The following is a 16,932-nucleotide window of genomic DNA, read 5'->3' as shown; positions in this document are numbered from 1 at the left end:
CCGTCAGTCGTTGTCCGCGACCGACACCGTCGCGCCCGACGTTCCCACCGTGTAGCCAGCAGTCGCCGTGAGCGTCACCACGACCGTCTCGCTCCCCTCCTTCACCGCATCGTCGATGGGCGACACGGACAGCCCCACCGACGTGGCCCCGGCCGGAACGGTCAGCGGCGCGGTGAGCGCCCCATAGTCAGTGCCCTGGGTGGCGGTCCCCGTCACCGTGAAGGAGATGGAGAGGTCCGCCTTCGGCGCGGGGATGGCCGTCACCGAGAAGAGGCCGCCGTTGGCATTGGCCTCGCCCGCGGCGGAATCCGTCGCGGTGATGCGCAGCTCCGGCTTCTCGTCGTCGAAGAGATTCACCGCGGCCGAGGTGCTCGTGGCGAGCTGGTACGCGGCATCCGCCGCCAGCGTGACGGTGATGCCCTCCTTGGCCTCCACGAGCACATCATCGGTGGGCCGCACCTCCAGCACCGCCGAGGCCGCCCCCGCCGGGATGACCACCGTGGTCCCGAGGGCCTGGTAGTCGCTCGTGACTGACGCGCTCCCGCTCACCGCGAACACCACCGTGAGCGGCGCCTGCGTCGGTCCGGTGCGGGTCACCGTGAACGCCCCCGGGTTCGAGGGCTCGGCGGCTTCCGCGTCACTCGCCGTGACGGTGACCACGGGCTGCTCGTCGTCCAGCAGCGACGCGGTCGCCGAGGCGCTGGTGTGCACCTGATACGTCGCGTCCTCCAGCAGCGTCAGGATGATGGTCTCCTTGCCCTCGACGAGGGCGTCATCCACCGCGGTGAGCACCACGTTCGCGGAGGCCGAGCCGGCCGGAATCGTCACCATGCCCGGCAGCGCGACGTAGTCCGTCCCCGCCGCCGTTCCGGACAGGGCGTACCCGACGGTGAGCGCCGAGGTCGTCGGCCCGGTCCGGGCCACCGAGAACCGCACCGTGTCGGTGCCCGGCTCGGCGCCGAGGGAGTCCGACGCCGTCACCGTCACCACCGGCTGCTCGTTGTCCAGCAGCGTCACCGTCCCACTCGCCGTGCTTCCCAGCTTGTAGGTCGGGTCCGGCGTGACGGTCAGCACCACCGTCTCCCTGCCCTCCACGGCCGCGTCATCCACGGGCCGGACGTCGACGCTCACGGCGTTCACACCCGCCGCCATCGTCACCGAGCCCGAGAGCGGGGTGAAGTCGGCGCCGGAGGTGGCCGTCCCCGTGAGGACATACCCCACCGTCAGCACCTGGCCGGCCACACCGCCCGAACGGGAAATCGTGAAGCGGCCGGTGTCCGTTCCCGGCTCGGCGCCCGTCGCGTCCGAGGCAGCGACGCTCACCGTGGGCGAGTGGACGTAGACATAGATGGACGACGCCGTGCTGACGGCGCCGCTGGCGTCGTACGCCTTCGCGGAGATGACGTAGGTCGCGGCCACCAGCCCGTCGAGCTGGAACGTGAAGGGCGCCGCGCTGTCCTCGCCCAGCTTCGTGGCGCCCTGGTACAGCTCGACGCGCGCAACGGGGCCCTCCACGTCGGACGCCGCCACCTCGAAGCTCACCGTCGCGGGAGCGGCGAAGCTCGAGCCGTGGGCCGGAGAGACGATACGCACCGTCGGCACGTCGTTCACGGGCGTCATGGTCATCGTGGCGACGGCCAGCGGCGAGCTCTCCATGCCGTCATGCGCCTGGAACGTGAAGCTGTCCGTCCCGGCGTAGTTCGCCTCCGGCCGGTAGAGCGGGCTCGGCAGCGCACCCGAGAGCGTGCCGTGCGCGGGCGGGTCCACCACCGTCCACGTCAGCGCGTCCCCATCGGCGTCGAAGGCGGTGAGCGCGAACGCCTTGGAAAAGTCTTCGGTCAGCGTGGCGCTCGGGCTGTTCGCGAGCGGCCGCGAGTTAAGGGCCACGTTCCAGTGCTGGAGCGCCACGCCCCCGACACCGTCCGACACGGCGACCCGCACCGAGTGCGTCCCCACCACCGCCGGCGCATAGGTGAACGAGGAGGCATTGCCCCCGACAGGCGCGCCATCCACGCTCCACGCGTAGGACAGCGGCTGCCCCTCGGCGTCCGTCGCCAGGACCGCCAGCTGCACCGAGCCCGCCGGCCCCAGCTTGACCCGGCCCGCGGGAGTCGCGCTGGTGATGACGGGGGGACGGTTCACCAGGGTGTAGTCGACATGGGCGTGGCCTGTCGCGCCATCCACGGTGAGCGGCGCATCCAGGCTGGCGATGGCGAGGTCCCCCTTCGCGACATCCACGATGCGGAACGACCTCAGCACGGCGGGGTCTCCCACCACGGTGTCCGTCATCCGCACGAGGAAGCGCTTCTCCGCCAGCACGGCGGGCAGCAGGTCCGTGAAGTCGAGCACGAACGTGGCATCCACGGCCGTCTGGGTGGAGCCATTGAAGGCCCTCGGCCCACCGGTGTACCCGATGGCCGTCAAGCTCCAGACCGTCGGGTCCACCCCCGCGTCACGCCCTCCGCCCGTCCCCGCGTCGCTCCCTCCACCCTGCCCCGCGTCCTGCTCGCCCGTCGAGTCACCACGGCCCCCGTCCTGCTCGCCCTCTCCCAGCAGGAACCCGCCGCCCTCGCCGCCCCAGGCCACTGCGTCCTGGAACGTCGCCGCCGGCATGCCGAACCCTACCTCGGAGATTCCCAGGGCGAGCGAGAGCTGGTTGCGGCGCAGGTGGCTCACCTTCACTTCCGCCACGAGCTTCGGCGTGTAGTTGGGGCGCACGGTGAGGTGGTAGACGAGGTTGGCCTGGAAGGCCGGCACACGGCCCGTGCTCGGGCCTCCGGTGACGGCCGACACCGAGCGCAGCGCGTCGTAGGCCAGCCAGGTGAAGCCCCCTTCGTTCCAGCCCGTGCCCCACGAGTTGGCGATACGCAGCGCGCCCTTCTCTCCAGGGTCCACCACGTTGTTCTTGTTGATGTCGGCCCAGACCGTGTCGTCGTACCCGACGATGGTCATCGCATGGGAGCCGTTGAAGCCGTTCTGCCAGTAGGCGACCGCCTTCCCCGCGAACGCGTCATCCTCCGGCGTGGACGGGTCGTTCTTGATGGCCATGCTCTGCCACGAGTTGATGTACGTCCCGTAGACGAGGACGTAGCCATTGGCCAGCAGCTCCTTCACCCGCTGCATGCCCTCCGGAGTGCCCACCTGGGTGACGTACTGGACCGGGTTCGTCCGGAACGGGAGGGCGCCGCGCCACACCGCCGGGTCCACCGGCCAGGACGTGTAGTTGGAGTCGTAGGGGATGGTCGCCCACGTCGTCGCGCCATGGCGCTCGAGCAGGTTGTAGGCGCTGGAGATGTAGCTCCCCGCGTCCACGCCATTGTTGATGAAGTTGTAGCTCCACTTCGGAGAGAACAGCCGCGTGTTGTCGGTGCCGTGCTTCGCGTCCCAGCCGTACTGGAGCGCGACGGTGTGGCTGAGCTGGTAGTACGTCGTGGCCCACGCGACGCAGGAGCCAATCGACCCCTGGCTGCGGATGGGCGGGAAGGAGTCCAGGACGCTGTTGTCGACATGCGACGGCAGCACGGAGAACGAGGCGAGCTCGGACGACGGTGCGCGCAGGCCCGGGCCGACGACCTCCTCGCCCACCGCCGCGGCGGTGGACATCGCCAGCTCCCGCTCTCCCCTCGCACGCCTCAGCGCGTTCATGCGCTCCAGCGCGATGCGGTTCGGCCGCACCTGACGGACCTCATTGCCCTGCGAACGAAGCAGCTCGACCTCCCGGGTCGTCAGCGGCTTCATGCCGGTGGCTCCTGGCTCACTGGCCGACTGCGCCCAGGAAGACGTTCCCCCCGCGACGACCAACCCGCCGACGAGTAACGCCCGAAGATGATTTCGTGGTGACAAGCACTTGCTCCAATTCATGAACTACGAGCTCTTTGAAGACGAGAAATGCCATCCACGCCGTGCCGTGCGCTCCAGCCAGGGTCTCGCCGAGATGAATGGTGGCGCGCGCACAGGCAAGCCCCGAGCCAGCAACGTCTCGTGGCCCGCACGGAGGAGAGCGCCTCGCCTGGCGCGCGAAGACGCGGCCGGATGGGGTCCTTGCTCCCCATCGAGGTGGGGGCACGGGTCCACGGTCAGTCGAGACTCATGATTGGCCCACCAACTTCCCGGGAGGCTTCGAGTGACGCGGCGATACATGCCGAGCAAGCGCCCGCCCGCCCACTTTCGAGGGGACCGCTGACGTCCCTCCGGATGACGAGCCCGTGACATGGGCATGCCACAAGCACGAGGTGAAGCGTCGTGACTCGCCACCTCGGAGCCTGGCATCCATGGAACGGACCCACCCCAACGCCGACAAGGACCTGCTCGCCCGGACCCGCCCCTTCGCCGCGCAGGACGTGGCGCGGACGGGCTGGAACATCGCGGCGACACTCGGCGCGCTGGTCGTCGCGGTCGCCATCGCCGCCGCCGCACCCTGGTGGCCCCTGAGAGTCGTGGGCACGTTCCTGGAGGCGCTCGTGCTCGTGCGCTCCTTCATCCTGTACCACGACTACATGCACGGGGCGCTGCTGCCAGGCTCGCGCGTCACGCGGCTGCTCTTCCAGGTCCAGGGCATGCTGCTGCTCACGCCCGCGCGCATCTGGAACGACACGCACAACCACCACCACGCCAACACCGCGCGCATCGCCGCCTCCGCCGCGGGCACCTTCACCACGTGGACCACCGACACCTGGCGCAAGGCCTCACGCTGGCAGCGCCTCGCGTACGTCGTCGAGCGCCACCCGGTGACGTTCCTGTTCGGCTACGTCACCGCGTTCCTGCTGGGCCTGTGCGTGGTTCCGTTCCTCCAGGACCCGCGCCGGTACTGGACCTCCGGGGTCGCGGTGCTGCTGCACGTCGCGCTGTCGGTGGCCGTCTGGAGCTTCTTCGGGCCAGGCATCTACCTCACCGCGTTCCTGGGGCCCCTCGTCGTGGGCTACGCCCTGGGCGTCTACCTCTTCTATTCGCAGCACAACTTCCCCGACGTGGAGATTCGCCGGGACGAGCAGTGGACGCATGCGGGCGCGGCGCTGGAAGCGTCGAGCTACCTGGCCTGCGGGCCGGTGATGGCGTGGTTCACCGGCAACATCGGATACCACCACGTCCACCACCTGAACCCGCGCATCCCCTTCTACCGGCTGCCTGAGGCCATGGCCGCGCTCCCGGAGCTGCAGCACCCGCATGTCACGAGGCTGCGGCTTCCGGACGTGCTCGCGTGCCTGCGTCAGAACCTGTGGGACCCGGAGCAGGGACGGATGGTCCCCTACTCCGGAGCCTGAGCGTCACCGCAGGGTGAAGGTCACCCGGATGCCGCCGAGCAGGTACTCGTCACCATCCGAGATGTTGCGGCGGGTGATGCGCGCCTCCTGGAACCAGGTTCCATTGGACGAGCGGAGGTCCTCGATGAAGAACTCCGCGCCCTCGCGCACCACGGCGACGTGCTCGCGCGAGACGCGTGCCGACCGCACCACCAGGTCACAGTGCGGCCCACGCCCGATGATGAACCGCTCACGCGCGACCAGCACCGGCTCGCCCTCGTCGAGCTGGACGTGGAGCGGAAGGTCGGGGACCGCAGGGACGATGATGGTGCTGTCCCGCTTCGCCGGGACGGGCGGCTCGGCCACCTCTGCTGGCGCTTCATCTCCAAGGGCGGCCAGGGCCTCCTCGCCGGTGGAGGCTTCGTCCTCCTCGTCGTCTGCATTGGCGTCAGCCTGCTCGGCTGCTGCATCCTGATTCGAGGCATCGTCATCAGCGCCCGCGCTGTCCGACGCCTCATCTTCGGCGGCGTCAGCGTCGTCGTCAGCCGACTCCTCTTCTTCCGACTCGTCGTCAGCGGCCTCCTCTTCTTCCGAGTCCTCGTCGAGCCGCTCCTCCACGGGCTGTACCAGCCGGTCTACGTCCTCGACGAGCTCCTGGATGCGGGCCGCCACACCGCGGCGCAGCACTTCCGGATCCTCCTGGGCGGGCACCTCCGGCTGCGCGACCTCCGGTCCAGACCGGGCCTCCACCGCTCCAGCCGCCGCGCCGACTGAAGCCGCCGCCTCGGCTCCGGACCGGCGAACCTCCGCGTTGACCGAAGCCACCGCCGCTCCAGCCGCCGCGCCGACTGAAGCCGCCGCTCCAGCCTCCGGGCCAACGGAAGCCACCGCATCGGCTCCGGACCGGCGGACCTCCGCGCCGGCCGAAGCCACCGCAGCGGCTCCGGACCGGACTTCCACGGGCACCACCGCCGGCGCGGCCTGCGCGGCGATGGCGCGCGGCGGTTCCGCCACTGCCGCTCGTGGACTGTCCTCCAACAGCGCGGGAGCCACACGCACCGGAGCCACGGGTGCGGCGGCGGATACCGGCGCCCCCTCCAGGAGGCTGACCGGCGTGGGGTGGATGAAGCCGAACTGGCGCGCGAGCGAGAAGATGGCCTGGTTGACCAGGACATCCCGCTCCACGCCCATCTCACGGCTCATCGTCTCCAGGGCGGTCCACAGCGGATCCGCGATTGCTACCGTCCGAGAAGTGCGGTTCATCGCTCAGCTCCCCCTCAGGTTGTCCTGCCACGGCGACACGTTGGACGCGTCAATCAGCCAATGGAACATCGCCTGCATCTCCGCGTAGTGCTGCTCGGCGATGCCCACCAGGTTGGGGTGCAGCTCGTCGATGTCCACGCCCTCGAACACGAAGCCCGGCGAGTTGGACATCTTCGCTCCCCGGCCGCCCGTCACCCGGCGGTCCCGGCTTCGCCAGAGTCGCTGGCTGGCCATGCCCGCGGCATGGCCGAAGTCCTTGGGAGGCGCCACGGCCCTGGGCATCACCACGCTCCGCTCCCCACAGGACCACAGCAGCCAGGTGAGCGCGTTCCAGTCGGCACGAGCGACGCGGACGAGGTCCGGCAGCCCCAGCGCGTCGACGGAGAGCGTCTCGTCGATGGAGACGGTCTCCTCGTCCTCGCTCTCGAGCTCCTCCGCGGACAGCTCCACGGGTCCGCCAGGGAGCAGGGAGGACACGTCCGGCGGCATCCACGCCAGGGCCGCGCCAGGCTTGAAGCGCTTCAGGAGCGCCGAGCGCACCAGGTGCAGCCGCGTGGCGTACTTCTGCACGATGCGGTGGATGGCCGTCAGCTCCTGGGCAGGGGCTTCGGGCAGGCCGTCATAGGTGGAGTGGGGCTTCTCGTTCGCCGGCCAGAAGTCGAACCGGGGGAAGAGGCAGCGCGTGTACGTCGCGAGGAACCCGGCGGTCTTCGGCTCCACGGTGGCCAGCGCCTCGGCATCCTTCAGCGCATGCTCGTCCAGCCCCAGGTTCAGCAGGATGAGGCCACGCGTGAACAGGTACGCCGTGCGGCCCGGCTCGAGCAGCAGCGCCGCGTTGAGGAAGTCGAGCGCCGCGCGGGGCCGGTCCGACTGGTCCAGCAGCACCGCGTACCCTCGCAGCAGCATGCCCGCGTCGCCGCCGCGCAGCAGCGTGTCCGCCATGGGCGCCCAGGCCTGCCCCGCCCCCTGCAGCGTCTGCCCCGCGACCTGCTCGGCGTTCTCCGGGTTGCGCGGGAGCGTCACCCAGGCCAGCAGCTCCCGCAGCGGAGCCACCTGCTGGTCACACGCCGCCGCGCGCGCCTGGGCCAGCACGGCCTCCCGGTACTTCTTCTCCGCGCCCCGCTCGTCGGCGAGCTGCCGCCACTCGGCCGCCGTCCTCGGCAGGTTGGTGAAGACGGGTGAGCGGCGCAGCTCCTCCTCCCCCTGCACAACGCCCAGGTCCCGTGTCAGGACCACCTTGCGCTGCCGGTCGAGCAGCGACCACACGCCACACGCCTGGTCGTCCTCGCACTGCCCCTCGTCGAACACGACGCGCGGGTCCGCGTACTCGTCCTCCGCCAGCGAGCGGTAGCGCCCGGTGCGGGAGCCATGGACGTACTCGGCCTCCCAGAGCAGGTCCCCGTTGCGCAGCCAGAACCGGGTCAGCCCGTGCCGCTCGCCCGCGGCGTCCAGGTTCACCAGGGCCCACTGGTCCGCGTCCTCCCGCAGCTCGGCCTCCGGGGGCACTCCGGGTGGACGGTCGGGGTACGGCTCGCCGGTGCCGGGGGCCACGCGGCGGCCCTCGCCGTCGAAGTGCTCCACGCCCACCACCCGGCCATGGTCATGCACCATGACCGTCTTGCGCACCTTGTCCGAGATGCCGTTCTCGTGCATCCGCTCGGTGGTGAGGGAGTCGGTGGCGTACCAGGTCCGGGGCCCGTGCAGCTGCCCGTTCACGAACTGCCCGTCCTGGGACACCTCGCCGTTCTCGTGGAAGCGCTTGAAGGGGCCGTGCGGCTTGCCGTGCTCGAAGACGCACTCGTTGCAGAGGGTGCCGTCCGCGCGCCAGTACTTCCAGGGGCCGTGCTTCTCACCGGCCTCGTCGTGGCCGCCGTGGCACCACTCCTGGTCGTCCTCCTCCCAGCCGGCCTTGGGGTGGACACCCGGCGGGGGGACGCCCTGCTCCGTCAGCTTCTTGTTCTCTTCGGCCCGGCTCGCGGCCGCGGCGTCAATCTTCCTCAGCGACTGGACCAGCGACTCCAGCCGGGCCCGGGGCAGCGCGCCGCTGGAGCGGTGCACGACGATGCCGTCCTTGAAGGCGACGAGCGTGGGAATCGACTGGACGTCGAACTGGCCCGCCAGCTCCTGCTGCGCCTCGGTGTCCACCTTCCCGAAGATGACGTCCGGGTTCGTGGAGGCGACGGCGTCGTACACAGGGGCAAAGGCGCGGCAGGGACCGCACCACTCCGCCCAGAAATCCACCAGGACCACCCCGGGCTTGCCGGTCGCCTGCTCGAAGGTTTCAGCCGTCAATTCGACCGTGTGCTCGCTCAAGGTTGCTCCTCTGAAGCCGACGCGAGCGATTTAGTGGAAGCCCCTCCTGCATTCCAGCCTCAACGACCTGTGTGGGGCACACCCCTCGAAGTCTCGAACTCCGAGAGAAGGCCCTCCACGAACAGGGTTCCGGGAAGATTTCCCGGCGGCGCCGTTGATGGGGCGTTCAGCGCGCCACGAAGCGCGCCCTGGAGGCTTCACCATGTCGAGACGACTCGTTCCTGGATTCGCCCTGCTCTCGCTGCTGTCGATGACCGCCTGTGGACCGGAGGCCCTGGTGGAGGAGGACACCCTTTCGCCGGAGGGGGAGGTCTCCCAGGAGCTCTATGGCAACAAGGACTACTACTGGGCCGGCGCGGGCACGGCCCGCGTGGACATCAACGTGTGCTGGGAGAACCCGGGCGCGGCGACGGCCACCTGGCGCGAGGATCGGCGCGCGGCCATCGAGGCGGCGTGGGGGCGCTATGCGCGCATCAACTTCAACCAGTGGGACACCTGTACCTCGGGTGAGGCGGGGCTCCACCTGCGCATCTGCACCTCCGCGAGCGACCCGGCGTGTGGGTGCTACCCCGCGTCCTGCGCTCCCGGCGGAAAGAACCTGAACGGCGTCAACAACGGCATCCAGCTGGTGAACACGCACAACACCCAGGTGGCCATCCACGAGCTGGGGCACGCGCTCGGCTTCTACCACGAGGAGGAGCGGCCGGATTACCAGGGTGGCGCCACGGGCGCCGGCAACTGCGCGAAGCAGAGCTGGCCCAACAACAACCCCCAGTACTACGGCGGCTATGACCGCGACTCGGTGATGAGCTACTGCGACCCGAACGCGACGCTGTCCCCCAACGACGTGTCGAGCATCCAGCGCTCCTACGGCCGGCGCATCCAGGGCAGCCTGGTGTCGCCGCGTGGCAACTGCGCGGCCTCGCACTACGCGGTGGGCGCCGGGGACGCGGCCTTCCTGTGGGACTGCGACGAGGCGTACGACGACCAGGAGTGGAAGCAGGTCGTGTCCGCGGGTGACGAGCGCTACCTCCACCTGGCGGGCGCCAGCGGCAACCTCTGCATGGCGCCGGTGACGGCGACCTCCGGCAGCGGCGTGCAGATTGAAGCCTGCCACTCGGACGACGACTGGGTGTTCGAGAACACGTATGTCCGCGGCTTCGGTGGCATGTGCCTGGACCTGCAGGCGGGCAACACGGCCAACGGCACGCCCATCCAGATGTGGGAGTGCGGCGCGCTCGGCGGTGCCAACCAGCGCTGGTCGCTGTCCGGCAACGGGCAGCTGCGCTACGGCGGGCTCGCCAGCAACAAGTGCGCGCGCGTCGTCAACAGCCGGCTGGTCCTCTGGGACTGCCTGGCGGGCTCCACGACGGAGACCTTCAGCTTCGCCAACCAGCAGATCCAGAACGGCGGGCTGTGCCTGGACGTGTACGGCCCCAGCGACAGCCAGTACCTGAATGGCTCGGGCATGCCCACCAACGGCAGCTTCGTGCAGACCTTCACCTGCAACACGTCGATGAACCAGAAGTGGAACCTGACGGGCCCGGTCCGCTACGGCAATGACCGCTCGCTCTGCCTGACGCGCCAGGGTGGCTCCGACGCCAACGGCGTGCCGCTGGTGGCCACGACCTGCAACGGTGGCACCGCGCAGGAGTGGGACTACTACTTCTGAGCATGACGGCGGGCCCGGGGACGTCCTCCCGGGCCCGCGGGCTGTTTCAGCCCACCACCTGCGCGAGGAACGGCGCGGTGCGGCTCTTGGTCGAGCGGGCGACTTCTTCGGGTGTCCCCATCGCCACCACCCGGCCGCCCTCCTCCCCCGCGCCCGGGCCGATGTCGATGACCCAATCGCTCTCGGCGATGACGCGCATGTCGTGCTCGACGAGGATGACGGTGTTGCCCGCCTCCACCAGCCCGTCGAGCTGCGACATCAGCTTGTCCACGTCGGACGGGTGCAGGCCCGTGGTGGGCTCGTCCAGGACGTAGAGCGTGGTGCCGCGCTGCACGCGCTGCAGCTCCGTGGCCAGCTTGATGCGCTGGGCCTCGCCGCCGGACAGCTCCGTGGCGGGCTGCCCCAGGCGCAGGTAGCCCAGGCCCACCTCGCGCAGCACGCCGAGCGCCCGGTGCACGTGGGGCTCGTCCGCGAAGAAGTCATGGGCCGCGTCCACCGTCATCCCCAGCACCTCGGCGATGTTCTTGCCCCGGTACTGGATTTCGAGCGTCTTCGCGTTGTAGCGGGCGCCGTGACACGTGGGACAGGGCGCATAGACGCTGGGCATGAAGAGCAGCTCCACGCTGACGAAGCCCTCGCCCTCGCACGTCTCGCAGCGGCCCTTGGCCACGTTGAACGAGAAGCGCCCCACGTCGTACTTCCGGGCGCGCGCGGCGGGTGTCGCGGCGAAGAGCTTGCGCACGTGGTCGAACAGGCCCGTGTACGTCGCCAGGTTGGACCGGGGCGTGCGGCCGATGGGCTTCTGGTCCACCCGCACCAGTCGCTTGAGCCCCTCCATGCCGCCGACAATCCGCCCGCCCGTGGTGAGCACGACGGTGCGCTCCAGCTCCTCGCCCTCCTCCTCGTCCGCGGGCACCTCATGGCCGAGGTGCTCGGAGACCAGTTCCACCAGCACCTGGCTCACCAGGCTCGACTTCCCGGAGCCGGAGACCCCCGTCACCGTGGTGAAGACGCCCAGCGGAAAGTCCACGGCGAGGTCATGCAGGTTGTTGCGGGTGACGCCCTCCAGGCGAAGCCAGCCCCTGGGCGCGCGGGGCGCGCGGCGGCGTGGGGCCTGGGCACCGAAGAGGTAGCGCCGCGTCCGGGACGCCTCCACCTTCTCCAGGCCCTCCAGCGGACCGCTGTAGAGGATGCGCCCGCCCTGCTCTCCCGCCGCGGGGCCCACGTCGACGACCCAGTCCGCGTGGCGGATGACGTCCACCTCGTGCTCCACCACGAACAGCGAGTTCCCCGAGGCCTTGAGCTGGTCGAGCGCCCGCAGCAGCGACTCGGTGTCCGCGGGATGCAGCCCGGCGGAAGGCTCGTCGAGCACGTACACCACGCCGAACAGGTTGGAGCGCACCTGGGTGGCCAGCCGCAGCCGCTGAAGCTCCCCGGGTGAGAGCGTCGGCGTGCTGCGCTCGAGCGACAGGTAGCCCAGCCCCAGGTCCATCACCACCTGGATGCGTGCCATCACGTCCTTGGCAATCCGCTGGGCGACCAGCGCCTTCTCGGGATGCTCCCGCTTCAGCCGCGCCAGGCCGGGGGCCGTCCCGTCCACGGTGGGCCGGAGGATGTCGGCGACGCGCTTCAGCGGCAGCCGGGACAGCTCGGAGATGTCCAGGGTCGCGAAGGTGACGGACAGGGACTCGCGGCGCAGCCGCTTGCCCTCACAGACGGAGCACGCGCTGCTCACCATGTACCGCGACACGCGCTTCTTCATCAGCGCGCTCTGCGTGGTGGCGAAGGTCTGCAGCACGTAGCGCCGGGCGCCGGTGAAGGTGCCCATGTAGCTGGGCGGCTCCTTGCGCTTGAGCGCGCGCCGCGTCTCCGCCGGGGTGAAGCCCGCGTAGACGGGGACCGTGGGCTGCTCGTCCGTGAAGAGAATCCAGTCCCGGTCCTTCTTGGGAAGCTCCCTCCAGGGGCGGTCCACGTCGTAGCCGAGCGACACCAGGATGTCGCGCAGGTTCTGCCCGTGCCACGCGGGTGGCCACGCGGCGATGGCCCGCTCGCGGATGGTCAGCGAGTCATCCGGCACCATGGAGCGCTCGGTGGCCTCGTACACGCGGCCCAGGCCGTGGCAGTGGGGACAGGCTCCCGCGGGGGTGTTGGGCGAGAACGCATCGGAGTCGAGGTGCGGCTGCCCGGGCGGATAGGTTCCCGCGCGCGAGTACAGCAGCCGCAGGGAGTTGGAGATGGTGGTGACACTGCCCACGGAGGAGCGCGTGGTGGGTGCGCCGCGCTGCTGCTGGAGGGCCACCGCCGGGGGGAGCCCGTCGATGGCGTCGACCTCCGGGATGCCTGCCTGGTCGATGAGCCGGCGGGCATACGGCGACACGGACTCGAAGTACCGGCGCTGCGCCTCCGCGTAGAGCGTCCCGAAGGCCAGCGACGACTTGCCTGAGCCGGAGACGCCCGTGAAGACGACCAGGGCGTCGCGAGGCAGCTCCACGTCCAGGTTCTTCAGGTTGTGCTCGCGAGCCCCATGGACCCGGACGAACCCCGTCCGTGATGGGCCGGAAGGCACCGGAAGGTCCTCACCGCGGGGTCGACGCATTCACACCACCCAGGAAGGTCGGGAAGGGGGTCTTCCCGAGGTCCCTCTTGAGGGTGATACCGGAGGCAGCGGGGGACCAGGGGGCCCGAGAGCAGGCAGGCGTGCCCGCCTGCTTCGCCTAGGATGGCGCCATGAGTGAGCAAGGGCTGTCGGATGTCGGGGCCATGGAGGTGGCGACGCTGCGCGGGCTCGCCGAGCAGGCGCTCCTCGCACAGCGGGGCGAGGCCACGCTCGACGTGGAGGCGCTGAGCGCGCGGCTGCGCGGCGTGGCGGAGCGAGGAGGGCCTCCGGAGCTGGGGGGAGTGCTGCTGGGGCTGCTGGAGTCCGGGGCGCTGGCGACGGTGCGCGACCCGAGGGGGCACTCGTGCCGCGCGCTCGCGGTGAAGGCGCTGCTCGCGCTCGACGTGCCCGAGTCACGGCAGGTGTCCCCCGAGGACCTGGCCTTCGCTCAAGCCCGGCAGTGGCGCCCGCCGCACTGGATGGTTCCGCTCGCGGCCATCTTCACGGCGTTCGGCGGTGTCACCTCGACGCTGCTGGCCATCCTCGGGCCGACGACGTTTCGCATCTTCGCCGAGGTGCCCGTCCCGCCGCCGGTCGACAACCTGGTGTGGGGACTCCACGGAGTCGCGACGCTCTGGCGAGCCGTGAAGCTGGTCCTCTCGCCCGCGCCGGGCACCGAGGACCTGCGGGCCATGCTGCTCCTGGCAGGAACGAGCGTGCCCCTCTTCCTGGTGAATGTGCCTCGCCTCCTCGACGGAGGCCCGGCTTCACTCACGGGCCCCCTGTTCGCGGGAGTCCCCGCGGCCCTGGCAGCGCTGCTGCTCTGGGGCCTGGGGGTGAAGCCGAGGTCCTGAGCGCGCTACCCGACCGCGGCCACGGGCGCCTGGGCGGGCTCCGGGAGCGCGTCGAAGCTCTCGAACGGGTTCTCCAGCATCTCGCGCAGGGTGTTGGCGAGCACGCCGGCGTGGAACCCGTCGATGAAGCGGTGGTCGAAGGTGGCGTTGATGTTCATCACCTTGCCCGGCACCACCTTGCCGTCCTCCACCACCGGGACCTCCTTCACCGCGCCGGGCGCGACGAAGATGGGCACCCGCGTGTACGGCGCCAGCGGCACGTACGCCGTGTCCAGCCCCAGCGAGCCCACGTTGGTGATGATGGCCGAGCCGAACGCGTCCTTCGGCATGCCGAACCGGCTCAGGTCCAGGTTCAGCGTGTACATGAAGAAGGACAGCAGCCACGTGAAGGTGTTGAGGAAGAGGTACGGAATCTTCTGGATGGTGCCCTTCCCCTTCTCCAGGGCCACGTCGCGGCGCTCGCGCACGCGGCGCACGGCCTCCTCCAGGTCGGACGCAATCTCCTTCAGGTTCTTCTTGTCCGCGTCCTCGATGCGCGCCGAGGTGAGGTCCACCTTGCCGCCGTCCGTCTGCACCACCAGCGTGGACAGCGTCACGCGCTGGCGCAGGTAGATGCGGTTGTAGCGAAGGATGGCGTTGGCGTCGGGGCAGCGGCGCAGCGCCTCGCCCATCGCCTTGGCCACCAGGTGCGTCACGGTGAGGCGGATGCCCGTGCGCTGGCGGAAGGCCTCGATGTAGGCCATCGCCTTGTCCATGCGCACCGTCAGCGTCCCGTAGACGGTGGGGTCATACGCCGTCTTCCAGCTCCCGATGGCCAGCTTGCGGAAGCTCGACAGGTCCCGCTTCGGAATCAACTCCAGGTGCGCCATGACCGCAGTCCTTCCTTCTTCGTGACGAATGCCCGCTCGGCGGGCGCGCCAGTGTCGCGGCTCCGCCCCACCGAAGGGAAGGGGCCGACCCGCCATTGCTTCCCTACCCGCTCTGCAGGCGTCAAGGCATGACGCAGCAGGACAAAGAGGCCGGCTCAGGCAATCCACCGACGGGCATGGAACAGGAGATGGCCCTGCGGGCAGAACACGCTGACGTGTCCGGACTCGCCGTAGTGGGTCTCGTTGAAGACGGTGATGGCGCCTGGGGGCAGCTCGGGCTGCCACGTCACGGTGCGGACCTCACCGTGGTGGAGCGCGCGGCACCCGGGGAGAAGAGGCCGGTGCCCGTCTTGGAGAGGTACTCCGCCGCGCCCACGGCGGGTCCTGGTTGTGCTCGACGACCTGGTACAGCAGCTTCAGCGCGTCCTCGTCGCGGCCGTGGCTCGCGTACAGCTCGGCGATTCGGGCCCGGTAGCGGACCACGGGCGCAGGGGCACCCTGCTTCTCGTAGACGGCGACGATGGCCCACAGCACCGCTTCGTCGTCCACGTCTTGCGCCAGCAGTTGGATCAACAGCCGGTGCGCGTCACCAAACGCGCCCGAGTCCGCCAGCTCACGCGCCCGGGCGAGGGATGCCTGTCTGTCCATGCGTGGAGGGCGAGTCTAGCCGGGCCCTCGGGATACTCCCCGGGTGACTGGCCCCAGAGGGCCGGATGGCGGATGCTATGCGGCCGTGTCGGCTTCCCGGCCGCGCTGAGAGGGAGGTTCCCATTTTCCGGCGGTCGGGCGGTCTTCTTCCCTGAAGGAGCACACCGCCGTGAGTTTCACCGTCCGGAAGGCCAGGCCTGGAGGAAGCGCGCGCCATGGATGACGCGTGGCTGAGCCAGCTCTATGAGCGCTATGGCTTCCTCGTGCACCGGCGGTGCCTGCAGCTCGTCCGCCGGCCCGAGGACGCCGAGGACGCACTCCAGGAGACCTTCCTCCGCGTGAAGCGCTACGGCCCTCCACGCGAGGGAGAGGCCACGCTCGCCTGGCTCTACACGGTGGCGGCGCGCTGCTGCTTCGACCTGATGGAGAAGCGCGGCCGTGAGCCGGTGGCCGAGGAGTCGCAGCTCGCCACCCTCGAGGAGCGAGGCACCGGCTCGACGGAGGACGCCGACCGGCGTGCCCTGCTCGGCGCCGCACTGCGCACCCTGGATGGACAGACGCGCACCATCGGCGTGCTCCACTACCTGGATGGCTACACCCAGGAAGAGGTGGCCTCCCAGACGGGCTTCTCCCGGAAGACCGTGGGCAAGAAGCTGAAGACCTTCGAGGACCGCATCCGCCAGCTGTTCGCGGGACGCAGCAACGAGGAACGACGATGACCGCTCCCCTCCCCCCCTCTCCTCGCGGGCCCGACTGCCCTCCCGCCGCCGTGCTCGAAGCCCTCTCCGCCGGTGAGCCCACACCCGACGCGACGCGCGCCCATGTGAAGGCCTGCGCCACTTGTGGCGCCCAGCTCGACGCGCTCACCGCCGGCCGGGATGCGTTCCTCCGCGCCCGCCCTCCCGAGCGCTTCCTTCGCCAGCTCGAGACGCGCGAGGCGGCCGCGGCCCGCGCGCCGTCTCCCTGGCGCCGCCTCTTCCCCGTGCTCGCCGCCGTGGTGCCCCTGCTCGTGCTGGTGCTCGTGCTCGGTCCCCGCCTCCTCCCGGACGACCCTGGCGTCACCTGGAAGGGAGAGGCCTTCCGCGTGGTCGCCGCCCGCGCGGGCGCGGAGCCCGTTCCGCTTGCCCAGGACGGCGTCGTGAAGGCGGGAGACCGGCTGCGCTTCGCCTACGAGTCCCCCGAGGCAGGCCACCTCCTCGTGCTGGAGCTCGACGGCCGCGGCAATGCGAGCGTCTTCCACCCCTTCGATGGCGCGAGCTCCGCGCCGCTCGCAGCCGCTCAGCGCGACTTCCTGCCCGGCAGCGTGGAGCTGGACGACGCGCCGGGCGCGGAGTGGCTCTTCGCCGTCTTCTCCCCTCGCCCGCTCCAGGCGGCCCCGCTGCTCGCGCAGCTCCGCGAACAGTCGGGCCGAGCGGCCCCCACGCTCGCCTGTGACGGGTGCCGCGTCTCCTCGCTGCGCCTGCGCAAGGCTCCCTGA

General features: G+C 70.4%; 12 protein-coding genes. 5 read left to right on the top strand and 7 right to left on the bottom strand.

Going from position 1 to position 16,932, the window contains the following annotated elements:
- Positions 1–3: 3 nt before the first annotated feature.
- Positions 4–3,738, bottom strand: a complete 3,735-nt coding sequence (locus tag LXT23_RS31395) for a Calx-beta domain-containing protein (RefSeq protein WP_253984053.1) — start codon at positions 3,736–3,738, stop codon at positions 4–6.
- A gap of 533 nt (positions 3,739–4,271) precedes the next feature.
- Between LXT23_RS31395 and LXT23_RS31390 the strand changes: the two genes are divergently transcribed.
- On the top strand, positions 4,272–5,261 hold the full coding sequence (locus LXT23_RS31390) for a fatty acid desaturase family protein (RefSeq protein ID WP_253984052.1): 990 nt from the start codon (positions 4,272–4,274) through the stop codon (positions 5,259–5,261).
- Positions 5,262–5,264: 3 nt separating this feature from the next.
- On the opposite strand, the gene LXT23_RS31385 is transcribed toward LXT23_RS31390, so the two are convergent.
- Together LXT23_RS31385 and trxA are read right to left on the bottom strand one after the other, a co-directional pair.
- The gene (locus tag LXT23_RS31385; RefSeq protein WP_253984051.1) at positions 5,265–6,503 is read right to left on the bottom strand and encodes an FHA domain-containing protein; all 1,239 of its coding nucleotides are present in this window, start codon (positions 6,501–6,503) and stop codon (positions 5,265–5,267) included.
- Between the two features lie 3 nt (positions 6,504–6,506).
- Complete coding sequence (gene trxA / locus LXT23_RS31380; RefSeq protein WP_253984050.1) at positions 6,507–8,816, bottom strand: thioredoxin; 2,310 nt, start codon at positions 8,814–8,816, stop codon at positions 6,507–6,509.
- 202 nt (positions 8,817–9,018) lie between these two features.
- Between trxA and LXT23_RS31375 the strand changes: the two genes are divergently transcribed.
- Positions 9,019–10,488: a ricin-type beta-trefoil lectin domain protein gene (locus tag LXT23_RS31375; protein ID WP_253984049.1), complete on the top strand. Its 1,470-nt coding sequence runs from the start codon at positions 9,019–9,021 to the stop codon at positions 10,486–10,488.
- A gap of 46 nt (positions 10,489–10,534) precedes the next feature.
- Here LXT23_RS31375 and uvrA read toward each other — a convergent pair whose 3' ends face one another.
- Complete coding sequence (gene uvrA / locus LXT23_RS31370; protein ID WP_253984048.1) at positions 10,535–13,084, bottom strand: excinuclease ABC subunit UvrA; 2,550 nt, start codon at positions 13,082–13,084, stop codon at positions 10,535–10,537.
- A gap of 131 nt (positions 13,085–13,215) precedes the next feature.
- Between uvrA and LXT23_RS31365 the strand changes: the two genes are divergently transcribed.
- Entirely contained in the window at positions 13,216–13,938 is a 723-nt protein-coding gene (locus tag LXT23_RS31365; RefSeq protein ID WP_253984047.1) for a hypothetical protein, read from the top strand.
- Between the two features lie 5 nt (positions 13,939–13,943).
- Here LXT23_RS31365 and LXT23_RS31360 read toward each other — a convergent pair whose 3' ends face one another.
- The 3 genes from LXT23_RS31360 to LXT23_RS31355 form a co-directional block, all read right to left on the bottom strand.
- Entirely contained in the window at positions 13,944–14,807 is an 864-nt protein-coding gene (locus LXT23_RS31360; protein ID WP_253984046.1) for a 2-oxo acid dehydrogenase subunit E2, read from the bottom strand.
- Positions 14,808–14,962: 155 nt separating this feature from the next.
- Positions 14,963–15,097 (bottom strand): hypothetical protein, encoded by a 135-nt coding sequence (locus LXT23_RS49800; RefSeq protein ID WP_256561361.1) that lies wholly within the window; start codon positions 15,095–15,097, stop codon positions 14,963–14,965.
- 10 nt (positions 15,098–15,107) lie between these two features.
- The gene (locus LXT23_RS31355) at positions 15,108–15,455 is read right to left on the bottom strand and encodes a tetratricopeptide repeat protein (protein WP_253984045.1); all 348 of its coding nucleotides are present in this window, start codon (positions 15,453–15,455) and stop codon (positions 15,108–15,110) included.
- Between the two features lie 215 nt (positions 15,456–15,670).
- On the opposite strand from LXT23_RS31355, the gene LXT23_RS31350 reads away from it, so the two are divergent.
- Together LXT23_RS31350 and LXT23_RS31345 are read left to right on the top strand one after the other, a co-directional pair.
- A complete protein-coding gene (locus LXT23_RS31350) occupies positions 15,671–16,174 on the top strand; it encodes an RNA polymerase sigma factor (protein ID WP_253984044.1) in 504 nt (167 codons plus the stop codon).
- Entirely contained in the window at positions 16,171–16,932 is a 762-nt protein-coding gene (locus tag LXT23_RS31345; RefSeq protein ID WP_253984043.1) for a DUF4384 domain-containing protein, read from the top strand. Before LXT23_RS31350 ends, LXT23_RS31345 begins: the two co-directional genes overlap by 4 nt.

Source organism: Pyxidicoccus xibeiensis, assembly GCF_024198175.1.
Classification (GTDB): Bacteria; Myxococcota; Myxococcia; order Myxococcales; family Myxococcaceae; genus Myxococcus; species Myxococcus xibeiensis.
This window is presented reverse-complemented; position numbering and strand designations above follow the sequence as displayed.

What these genes read in the sequence shown, in the direction of transcription:
- LXT23_RS31395 (WP_253984053.1), bottom strand. Translation starts at nt 3,738, where the DNA reads ATGAAGCCGCTGACGACCCGGGAGGTCGAGCTGCTTCGTTCGCAGGGC.
- LXT23_RS31390 (WP_253984052.1), top strand. Translation starts at nt 4,272, where the DNA reads ATGGAACGGACCCACCCCAACGCCGACAAGGACCTGCTCGCCCGGACC.
- LXT23_RS31385 (WP_253984051.1), bottom strand. Translation starts at nt 6,503, where the DNA reads ATGAACCGCACTTCTCGGACGGTAGCAATCGCGGATCCGCTGTGGACC.
- LXT23_RS31375 (WP_253984049.1), top strand. Translation starts at nt 9,019, where the DNA reads ATGTCGAGACGACTCGTTCCTGGATTCGCCCTGCTCTCGCTGCTGTCG.
- uvrA (WP_253984048.1), bottom strand. Translation starts at nt 13,084, where the DNA reads ATGCGTCGACCCCGCGGTGAGGACCTTCCGGTGCCTTCCGGCCCATCA.
- LXT23_RS31365 (WP_253984047.1), top strand. Translation starts at nt 13,216, where the DNA reads ATGAGTGAGCAAGGGCTGTCGGATGTCGGGGCCATGGAGGTGGCGACG.
- LXT23_RS31360 (WP_253984046.1), bottom strand. Translation starts at nt 14,807, where the DNA reads ATGGCGCACCTGGAGTTGATTCCGAAGCGGGACCTGTCGAGCTTCCGC.
- LXT23_RS31355 (WP_253984045.1), bottom strand. Translation starts at nt 15,455, where the DNA reads ATGGACAGACAGGCATCCCTCGCCCGGGCGCGTGAGCTGGCGGACTCG.
- LXT23_RS31350 (WP_253984044.1), top strand. Translation starts at nt 15,671, where the DNA reads ATGGATGACGCGTGGCTGAGCCAGCTCTATGAGCGCTATGGCTTCCTC.
- LXT23_RS31345 (WP_253984043.1), top strand. Translation starts at nt 16,171, where the DNA reads ATGACCGCTCCCCTCCCCCCCTCTCCTCGCGGGCCCGACTGCCCTCCC.